Here is a 9,824-nt window from a genome sequence, read left to right on the forward strand (position 1 = left end):
CCTATCCCTGTTACTTCCTAATTCCTTTTTAGTGGGGGAGTGTGAACAGTTACTTACGTGATTATATTCGTGATTGGAGGTTTTATAGTTCTTTCAACATAGCAAATCAGAAAATTCGTCAATCAGTTTCCATTGAACAAGAACCAATTTTACATGAAAATGCAGGTAATTTAAGTTCAGTTCTTTTTTCCTTAATGACTGAACATAGAACAGCATTTGACGAACTACAACAACATTTACGTTCTGTAATTCCTGGTTTTAAAGGATTAACAGTAAAAGCACGTGGTGGACCTGGAGAAGTGATCGCTTTTTGGCAAGAATCAGGTGTTGATGATGAGTTAAGTCTTGCTGATTTATCAGATGGAATTTTGCGTTTAATTTGCTGGATTTGTTTATGTGTACACCCAAATCCACCATCTTTAATTTGTATTGATGAACCAGACCAAGGTGTTCATCCTCGGACATTACCTGTTCTTGCTGCTTTATTTGAAAAAGCCTCTGAACGCACACAAATTTTATTAGCAACTCACTCATCTTATTTCCTAACACAGTTTGATATTTCGCAAATTGCTGTACTCAGAAAAGAAAATGGGGAAGCAAAATTTATTAAACCTGGTAATTCTCAAGTTCTCAAAGATATGCTTAATGATTTTGGTGCAGATGAAATAGAACAATTACACCGCAGTGATGAATTAGAGGGACTTCCATGAAAGTTGAAATTTATGTAGAAGGGACAAATATTCCCCCGAAAGATATTGTAGAAAAAAATTTTCGAGAATGTGGTAAAAAATATAAAGGTTCTGTGGATGCACGCAGAATATTAGAAAGTGCAAGTTATCAAGATATAGCTGAATTATGTCCGCAAGCTTTCAGACCGTTTGTAGAGTTTTTAGAAAACCTTTAAAGTAGGAAAAAATTATGATACCTGGAGAAATTATTACCCCAGCAGGAGAAATCGAATTAAATGCAGGTCGTCCCACGACTAAAATAATAGTAGCAAATACAGGAGACAGACCCATTCAAATAGGATCACATTTTCACTTTTATGAAGTCAATACCACTTTAAACTTCGACAGAGAAAAAACACGAGGAATGAGATTAGATATTCCTGCCGGCACAGCCGTCAGATTTGAACCAGGAGACGAAAAAGAAGTTACTCTAGTCCCTCTCGTTGGTACACGCCAAATCTACGGATTCAACAACAAAATTGACGGAAACCTCTAAATTTCTCACCGTGTCTCTGCGCCTGAAGCGTGATAAAAAAAGGATAAAAATATGCCCTACAAAATGAACCGCCAAGCCTACGCCGATACCTTCGGACCAACAGTAGGAGACAGAATTAGATTAGCCGACACCGAACTATTTATAGAAGTAGAAAGAGACTTCACAACCTATGGTGATGAAGTTAAATTTGGTGGCGGAAAAGTCATTAGAGATGGGATGGGACAATCACCTATTTCTAATAGTGATGGTGCAGTAGATTTAGTGATTACAAATGCTTTAATTCTCGATTGGTGGGGAATTGTTAAAGCAGATATTGGCATTAAAGACGGCAAAATTTACAAAATTGGTAAAGCCGGCAATCCCTATATTCAAGACAATATAGATATCATTATTGGACCAGGAACAGAAGCTTTAGCCGGTGAGGGAATGATTCTCACTGCGGGGGGAATAGATACCCACATCCATTTTATCTGTCCTCAACAAATTGAAGTCGCTATTGCTTCCGGTATTACTACCATGATTGGTGGTGGTACAGGTCCAGCTACGGGAACAAATGCCACAACTTGTACCCCTGGTCCCTGGAATATGTACCGAATGTTGCAAGCTGCGGACGCATTCCCTGTTAACTTAGGATTTTTAGGAAAAGGTAATACCAGTCAACCTCAAGGACTAATAGAACAAATTGAAGCCGGGGCTATGGGATTGAAACTCCATGAAGATTGGGGAACAAATCCTGCTACAATTGATACTTGTTTGACCGTCGCTGATGAATATGATGTACAAGTAGCAATTCACACTGATACTTTAAATGAAGCTGGCTTTGTGGAAGATACAATTGCCGCTTTTAAACATCGTGCTATTCACACCTACCATACGGAAGGGGCTGGAGGTGGTCATGCACCGGATATTATCAAGGTTTGTGGACAAAGTAACGTTTTACCATCTTCTACTAATCCTACCCGTCCTTATACTGTTAACACTCTAGATGAACATTTAGATATGTTGATGGTGTGTCATCACTTAGATGCAGCTATTCCCGAAGATGTATCTTTTGCCGAATCCCGTATCCGTAGAGAAACGATCGCTGCGGAAGATATTCTTCATGATTTAGGCGCGTTTAGTATGATTGCTTCCGACTCCCAAGCAATGGGGCGGGTCGGTGAGGTGATAATTAGAACTTGGCAAACGGCACATAAAATGAAGGTGCAACGGGGAAGCCTTGCTGGTGATAGTCATGCCGATAATTTACGAGCTAAACGTTATGTTGCTAAATATACAATCAATCCGGCCATCACTCATGGTATTTCTGAATATGTGGGGTCAGTAGAAGCAGGAAAATTAGCGGATTTGTGTTTGTGGAGACCTGCTTTTTTTGGTGTTAAACCAGAAATTGTAATTAAGGGCGGTATGATTGCTTGGTCACAGATGGGTGATGCTAATGCTAGTATTCCTACACCTCAACCTGTATATATGCGACCGATGTTTGGTAGTTTTGCTGGTGCTAGAAATGCAACATCATTAACTTTTGTGTCTCAAGCGGCTTTGTCCAGAGGAATTCCTCAACAATTAGAATTAGGGAAGTTAGCGATCGCAGTTTCAGGAACTCGTCAAATTACTAAGCGAGACATGAAATTAAATGATGCTTTACCCAAAATTGAAGTAGACCCAGAAACCTACGAAGTTCGTGCAGACGGTGAATTATTAACTTGTGAACCAGCAACCGTTTTACCAATGGCACAAAGATACTTTCTGTTTTAGAAACCCTCCAGATTGAGAATTATTTTTTTTATTTCCCCAATTTTGAGTTCCTAATCAACATTTAAGATATCACCGCTGATAATTTAGCAAGAGGATTTGTATTAAAAAACTGAGGAATTAAAAGTGAATATACTGGAATTTTCCTTGCTGGTTTGGCTAGGATCATTTAGTGCCGGGTTAGTTGGAGCATTAACTGGCTTAGGTGGTGGAGTTGTCATAGTTCCATTATTAACTTCCGTATTTGGAGTTGATATTCGCTATGCCATTGGTGCATCATTAGTATCAGTTATTGCTACATCACTAGGTTCAGCTTCTACTTACATTAACAAAGGCTACGCTAATCTGCGTTTGGGAATGTTTCTGGAGGTAGCCACAACTATTGGCGCTATTATTGGTGCTTTACTAGCAACTCATATCACCGTAAAAATACTCTCTTTAATTCTGGCGATTGTGCTAATTTATTCAGCATATTTGTCTCAACGACCCAGACCAGAACAAGCAGAAATTGGTTTACCAGACCCTTTAGCAGAATATCTCCAGCTTAATGGTACTTATCCCACCGCTGATGGTGTCGTCTCCTACCAAGTTCAATCCTTACCGGCTGGATTTAGCATTATGGTAGTAGCAGGAGTGCTTTCTGGTTTACTGGGGATTGGTTCGGGAGCATTCAAGGTATTGGCAATGGATCAGGCTATGCGCCTCCCGTTTAAAGTTTCCACGACCACCAGCAATTTCATGATTGGTGTCACAGCCGCAGCTTCAACAGGTGTTTATTTAACAAGAGGATATATAGATCCAGGTTTATCTATGCCCGTCATGTTAGGAGTGTTACCAGGTGCTTTTTTGGGAGCGAGAATCTTAATCGGCGCAAAAACCCAAATTTTGAGAATTATTTTCAGCCTTGTATTAGTAGTAATGGCGTTAAAAATGATCTATAACAGTCTAATAGGAGGACTGTAATTATGTATAAATTAAATTCTGGTTTTCGTTGGACTTGTACAACGCCGATAGAAACAGAAGTTGGAACTTTCACTTGTGACTTGAAAGAACAAAATTCTCATATTCAAGAGTTAGAAGAACAGCGACTTAATCAGGGAATACAAATAAATTATCAGAGTGAAATTGCTAGTCATCTAATACTGACGAAAGCAGCTAATGAAAAACAATTAGAATATTTACTCAGTAATTTGCTTAAATATGGAGTTTTAAGTGCTAGTTCTATAGTATTATTCGGTGGAATTTTATACTTAATTAATCATGGTTTTGAGCCTGCTAAATATCAAGTATTTATAGGTACACCATCTCAGTTTCGCTCTCCTATTGGTATAGTGAATGCGGTTTTAGCCGGTAGTCGCCAGGGAATTATTCAACTAGGACTGTTATTGCTAATTGCTATCCCTATTTTACGGGTGATCATTTCTTGTTTAACTTTTCTTTTACAACGTAATTTTATCTATGTCATCATTACATTATTAGTGTTTACTAGTTTGATGTATAGTCTGGTGGGAGCATATTACTAAGAGGGTGTTTGCAAAGTTAGAAGTTGAGTAAAAAAAGCTCTCCTGTCAAAGATATGGGAACTAAGGTTTCTTGATTGACGACTATTTGGGCTGATGGTGGGTTTGATGGTCCATCCTTGGCGATTGGCATAAATTTTGACTCCTCAAAACTTTTCAAACACCCTCTTATAGCGATCGCTATTTTATTAGCTAGAGTAACTTAAATTTTGCAAAACTTCAGATATCTACAGTATTTATTTTTACAAATCATGTTGTCATTATTTGCTGCTCTGACCTATTGCCACAGATTATAAAAGAAATTAATTTATCTAAACCCACATTCCGCAGATGTGATTCAAGTTATTGACAATGGAATTGCAATTGTCCCTGTAGTTAGTGGTTATCGCAATTTAGAATCTTTATTTGCAAAATTGGATGAATAAAAGAATAAAGTTTAATTAATTGGTAAGTCACGCAGATAGTAGAATTTATCTGTTTTCCAGTCGTTGCCTTTTTCTCTTCCTAAGTAACCTGTTAATGGTGATGATAGTTCTATTAAAATTTCATACATTTCTCCTGGTTTTAATGGTTGTGGTGGATTAGAAACATCATAAGCACCATCAATATACTCAATTCCCACTTTTTTGTCAGCTTTTTTAATTAATTGCACTAAATGCGATCGCAATTTAATCTCTTTTTCAATTTTATCAATATATTCATTGATTTTATCGTCTGCTAAACCATAGGGTGCTTGTTGTAAACACTCTTTAAGTTCTAACAAGTTGACTGAATTTTTATAGTGTGTTTGCAGTTCAACAAGTTTTTGTAAGGTTTCAGGGGTAATCACATTCATTTCGTTTTGGGTAGCTGTTCTTAAAGCGTAATTATTTAGTTCTCCAGCGGCGACAATTAATTTAATTGCCTTTTCATACTGAAATTTACCCAGATGGTTCATGCCTATTTTTAGTAATTGTGCAGGTGTACCATCTGAAACTTTTTCAGTTTTAGTTGCTTTACATTCTCCAACTATAGCGTAAGGAGTTTCTGTATAAAAATCCATTCCTCCAGCCCCACCAGTCGCATCTGGGTTAAGACTAGAACCTGTAAAACCTAATTTTTTTAATCCTCGTCTCACTAATTTTTCAAATTCGTTACCATCACTAGAATTACCTACATTAGCAATTGTTTTTATCCAAGTTAAATCAGCATCTATCTTATTTATAGTTGGTGCATTACCCCAACCTAAAAAGATTTTGATGTCATTTTCTAATTGTTGTGCTGCTGGGTTATTATTAGCTATTTGTGATAATGCACTTTGTAATTCTTCCAGTTCAGGATTTAGAGAAAGTTCTCGTTTTTCTAGTTGTTGTTTGCGTTGAATAAATACCTGATCACTTAATACAGGTTTATCTTCAGAACCAGAAATATTAGGTAAACCGACAAATTTACCTAACTTATCTTGAATATTTGAATTAACTAGAACTTCAAAAGGTTCAGATAAATGATAAACGCGCAAATAAGCCAGAAAAATATTTTGATGTTTCTGTATTATTTTCTCGAATGTTTCTAAATTCCAGATTGTTAATTGAGATAAAACGTCTAGTGGTTCAGTTCTATCTAGAATTTCGCACAGTTCACATTTAGCCCAAACTTTAATTGAAAGTACATTTACTGAAGTATCAACAGGATAAAGAGTAAATCTTTGCCCAGGACGAATAAACATCCTGGGTAAAGCTGCAATTGTGCGTCCTTGTATTAAGGCTTCAATATCAGGTACAGATAAACACAATGCTGTTGGAAGTGAAAATGATTGATTCATTTTTATTTAATTAAAAGTCAAGCTCAATATTATCGGTATTATCAGCACTTTGAGGAATAGTAATAGGTAATCCATCATCAGTTAAATTACTTGGTTCTTGTCCTGAAGGATCACTTAAAATTTCTCTGATTAAGGGATTATTAATTACTAATTGTGTTTTCTCCAGAAAATCAAAAATTTGTTCATCTTTCAATTCATAACTATTTTGATTCTCAAAAACAAACCAGATAGCTAAGAGAGGTTTAATATCTTGTTTTTGTAACCCAACCCATTCTCCACCTTTTTCTGTTAATAGTTTTCTCAAAAGTTCTCTAGCTTGAGTTGCGCCTTGAGTAATATTTTTAGAACGAACCAAACAACCGCGAGTTATATCAAATTTCTTGTAATCAATTAGTCGTTTCAATGCTGCACCTATAAATCTACCATCTTGCTGAACTACACTTACTCCTATTTTTACTTTTTTCTTATTACCAACGATTTTGAAATTAATATATCCTTGATCTGCTGTACTAGCTACTATTTCTTCTACTGATTGAATTGATACGCCTTCTAAAGTTTTACCTACTAAGCTAGTAAAAGCTACCCAAATAGAATTGATAATAGCTATTTCATCTTCCATTAATGAATCAATAGAAGCTTCTACATTAGCTAACTCGCTTTGGTAGTATGGTTTAACTGTATGAAGAGTTGTGGATGTCCAACTATTGGTGGAATTTATTTCTGGTTCTGTTGGCTGGTCATCAATAATAATTGATGGAGGAATAAAATTATCAGCACACCATTTTAAAACCGATCTCACCGTAGGTTTTCCTTTACCAAGTTCTCTCAACTTATTTTCATCAAATGGATAAAGAGGATGAGGAGGTGTTTGTTGATGTTCCTGATAAAATTCTTGTAACCATCTTTGAACAAGAGCAACAATATCATCAGAATTGAGATATTTTAATTCAATTGGTTGTCTATCAGATTTGTCACTAACTAATCTATCAATTACTGCTTCAGCTTGTGGTAAATAAGTGATTTGATCACGCCATGTTTCAGGATACATTGCTAATACCAAAAGACCTTTATCAAGGTTGTTATATAAGTCCTTGACTAAATTAGCGATAATCTGCGCTGCGGTAAATCCATTATCAGCAATGTCGGCAATATCCAATTCATCAAAGCAAATTACAGGAACTCTATAATCACTAATAATATCAAGAATTTGGCGAATATTACTTAATGCTTGACTTTCTTTGTTGCCACTTTGAATATTTGGTAATCCCATCATTTTAGCAGTTTCTTCTGGTAATTTTTGTCCCGAAAGCCAAAAATTTGCAGCATTAGCATGGTTTGAAGAAAGCGTCCACAAGATTGCTTGAATTATATAGAGATTAGTAATATTAGGCTTTTTTTGTTCAATACGACTTCTTAATGTCTCAATTACTGCCGTAACTGAATTTTGTTTTAACAAAGATTGTTTTAATAAATGCGGGAATACGTTACTAATATATTGTTCAGTAGTATATTTCCACTCCATTACTTCATTAATCAATGCTGCTGCTATTTCTTGACATGGCATTACATTAGTTCTAATAAATGCTCTTAAACTAGAAGTAACACTTTGCAAGAATTGATGTTGAATTTGATTCAAGTTATCATATTTACTCATGTAAATAAATAAGTTGTCTTCTCTTGTTTGTAATTGATGACGTATTCTACTAATAACATGGCTTTTCCCTAGTCCTTTTTCCGCAGTAATTGTAATACCTACTGTCTGACGTTGACCTTTATTAATTTTTTCAATTGCATCAAATACAGCATTAGAAGCATGAGCATTAATTGAAGGAACATCAGGAAAACTTTTACCCCATATTTGCTGAGGTCTAACTACAATATGTCCTGCAAATGGGTTGTGAGTCTTAATTAGTTGATCCATGTTAGATGTGTTAGTAGTCATAATATTGTAAGGTTAGTGTGTAAAGATTTCAATGATATTTAAGCTTTCAAAAGTCTTGCATAACAACGTAAACCATCTAATTCTGTAGTAACAGAATCTTCGATTTTGTCTGATGCGCTGTCTTCTACACTCCCTCCTTGAAGTTGGAAAATATCATCAGCTTGCATTTCTAATAGAAAATCATTGAATTTTGTTCGATTAACTCGTTCTCCTATTACTCTTCTAATCCGATAAATAGGTACTAAATTATTAAAGTTGTGTTCATAGTTTAACTTGTTATAAACATCCAACGCAACAGATTTAAACTCCTCATAAGAATCAATCACCCCACCACCAGACACAACCGGCGCAGCAACCACAACATCAATATGACCTATCCAGCGCAACAACGCATTAGCTGCCCAAGTCCCCACAATAGTCCCCTCAAACTTAAAATCACTACTACGCAAACCCGCACCCAATACATCTAAACCTATTGGTGATATGAGAGTATAACCAGTCCTAGAAACAGTAACAGCCCCCTGTTCCTGCAAATCCTCTAAAATGCCTTTATAGTCCGCCATTTTCTGACCCTTAGCCACTATCCGCTTCGTCAGCAAACCTTTTTTCACTTCTTGTTGGCTTGCTCCTAAATCCCACAACGCAAGCAGCAAGCGAGTTTTAGCATATAAAGTCTGTAAATTGTTTTGTTCAGCGGTCATATTCAGTATCCTATTTAACTAAAAAGATATTAAAAGTATTTTATTTGTTACTTGAACAAAGATCAAACAATATTGACTATTTTGATGTAAATAAGACAAAAATCAATATTTATGACTTATGCCGCAAATACCCTGAGTAAGGGTAAAGCATGAGCTAAACCCCTAAATTTATCCTCATGATTGGGATATTTTTTGAGTTATACTCAACACGGCTTAATTACTTGATTTTATGGGTAGGGGTTTAGCACTGCTAAACCCCTACAAATCTGGGGTTTTCGTGATTTTACAAAAGTCCATGTCTCAACCGTTTTTAGTATATAAGTCCCTAATTGCATATTTCCTCAGAGGTAAGTAAGTAATCTGCGCTTATATCAGCAGCAAGATGGAAGACTGAAAAAAATAGTTCATGATTACATACAAATACTATATCCGTGCTTTTCTAGGTACGAAAAAATAACCAAAGGCTCAACTCTACCTTGGCATTTGTACGGAGATTAAAAAGTTGTAAATAATGGAAATAAAGAATGAAGACTATATATAAAGAGCGTAAATTTGGCTTACGCGTGCAAGCAATCTTGCTGTCAACATTACTCTCAGTTCTTTTATTAACAGGTTGTGGCGGTGGTTCTCGCAACGCATCAGTACCACCACCTATTGATGATACAGCAGGTAGAAACATGAGCGATCGCTCTCTAGTTAATCAACCCGAAGCTCAAAAAGGATTATCCACAGGTCAGAAAGTGGCACTTTTGGGGGGAGCAGCAGCCCTTTACTATATCTACAACAAACAAAAAAACGCTCAAGGAGAGGGAGAAAAAGGTAAATATTACCTCTCGAAAAATGGGCGCGTATATAGTGTGTTAATTCTGTGAATCCTTTAC

The 9,824-nt window shown here is 36.1% G+C and carries 10 protein-coding genes; 7 read left to right on the forward strand and 3 right to left on the reverse strand.

The window, feature by feature from the left end; genetic code table 11:
- Positions 1-41: 41 nt before the first annotated feature.
- The 6 genes from FJR05_RS10390 (at position 42) to FJR05_RS10415 (ending at position 4,502) form a co-directional block, all read left to right on the forward strand.
- Complete coding sequence (locus tag FJR05_RS10390) at positions 42-710, forward strand: AAA family ATPase (protein WP_168644032.1); 669 nt, start codon at positions 42-44, stop codon at positions 708-710.
- Complete coding sequence (locus FJR05_RS10395) at positions 707-904, forward strand: DUF4276 family protein (protein ID WP_168644033.1); 198 nt, start codon at positions 707-709, stop codon at positions 902-904. Before FJR05_RS10390 ends, FJR05_RS10395 begins: the two co-directional genes overlap by 4 nt.
- Before the next feature lie 14 nt (positions 905-918).
- On the forward strand, positions 919-1,224 hold the full coding sequence (locus tag FJR05_RS10400) for an urease subunit beta (protein WP_174783657.1): 306 nt from the start codon (positions 919-921) through the stop codon (positions 1,222-1,224).
- 51 nt (positions 1,225-1,275) lie between these two features.
- A complete protein-coding gene (gene ureC / locus FJR05_RS10405) occupies positions 1,276-2,982 on the forward strand; it encodes an urease subunit alpha (protein WP_168644034.1) in 1,707 nt (568 codons plus the stop codon).
- Positions 2,983-3,105: 123 nt separating this feature from the next.
- Positions 3,106-3,942 (forward strand): sulfite exporter TauE/SafE family protein, encoded by an 837-nt coding sequence (locus FJR05_RS10410; protein WP_168644035.1) that lies wholly within the window; start codon positions 3,106-3,108, stop codon positions 3,940-3,942.
- Between the two features lie 2 nt (positions 3,943-3,944).
- Positions 3,945-4,502, forward strand: coding sequence for a DUF1634 domain-containing protein (locus FJR05_RS10415; protein WP_168644036.1), 558 nt, complete (start codon positions 3,945-3,947; stop codon positions 4,500-4,502).
- 433 nt (positions 4,503-4,935) lie between these two features.
- On the opposite strand, the gene FJR05_RS10420 is transcribed toward FJR05_RS10415, so the two are convergent.
- The 3 genes from FJR05_RS10420 to FJR05_RS10430 are packed head-to-tail and all read right to left on the reverse strand — an operon-like array spanning position 4,936 to position 8,943.
- Positions 4,936-6,300 carry a DUF1802 family protein gene (locus FJR05_RS10420; RefSeq protein ID WP_168644037.1) on the reverse strand — a complete coding sequence of 455 codons (1,365 nt, stop codon included), beginning with the start codon at positions 6,298-6,300 and terminating at the stop codon, positions 4,936-4,938.
- Positions 6,301-6,310: 10 nt separating this feature from the next.
- The gene (locus FJR05_RS10425; protein ID WP_168644038.1) at positions 6,311-8,242 is read right to left on the reverse strand and encodes a hypothetical protein; all 1,932 of its coding nucleotides are present in this window, start codon (positions 8,240-8,242) and stop codon (positions 6,311-6,313) included.
- A gap of 38 nt (positions 8,243-8,280) precedes the next feature.
- Positions 8,281-8,943: a hypothetical protein gene (locus FJR05_RS10430; protein WP_168644039.1), complete on the reverse strand. Its 663-nt coding sequence runs from the start codon at positions 8,941-8,943 to the stop codon at positions 8,281-8,283.
- 524 nt (positions 8,944-9,467) lie between these two features.
- Between FJR05_RS10430 and FJR05_RS10435 the strand changes: the two genes are divergently transcribed.
- Positions 9,468-9,815, forward strand: a complete 348-nt coding sequence (locus FJR05_RS10435; RefSeq protein ID WP_174783658.1) for a hypothetical protein — start codon at positions 9,468-9,470, stop codon at positions 9,813-9,815.
- The last annotated feature ends 9 nt before the right edge of the window (positions 9,816-9,824 follow it).

The sequence above is a fragment of the Dolichospermum sp. UHCC 0259 genome (assembly GCF_009711935.1).
GTDB lineage: Bacteria > Cyanobacteriota > Cyanobacteriia > Cyanobacteriales > Nostocaceae > Dolichospermum.

Bases quoted from the DNA above. Each gene is read 5' to 3' on its own strand.
- FJR05_RS10430 (WP_168644039.1), bottom strand. From the start codon at position 8,943: ATGACCGCTGAACAAAACAATTTACAGACTTTATATGCTAAAACTCGC.
- FJR05_RS10400 (WP_174783657.1), top strand. From the start codon at position 919: ATGATACCTGGAGAAATTATTACCCCAGCAGGAGAAATCGAATTAAAT.
- FJR05_RS10415 (WP_168644036.1), top strand. From the start codon at position 3,945: ATGTATAAATTAAATTCTGGTTTTCGTTGGACTTGTACAACGCCGATA.
- ureC (WP_168644034.1), top strand. From the start codon at position 1,276: ATGCCCTACAAAATGAACCGCCAAGCCTACGCCGATACCTTCGGACCA.
- FJR05_RS10425 (WP_168644038.1), bottom strand. From the start codon at position 8,242: ATGACTACTAACACATCTAACATGGATCAACTAATTAAGACTCACAAC.
- FJR05_RS10395 (WP_168644033.1), top strand. From the start codon at position 707: ATGAAAGTTGAAATTTATGTAGAAGGGACAAATATTCCCCCGAAAGAT.
- FJR05_RS10420 (WP_168644037.1), bottom strand. From the start codon at position 6,300: ATGAATCAATCATTTTCACTTCCAACAGCATTGTGTTTATCTGTACCT.
- FJR05_RS10435 (WP_174783658.1), top strand. From the start codon at position 9,468: ATGAAGACTATATATAAAGAGCGTAAATTTGGCTTACGCGTGCAAGCA.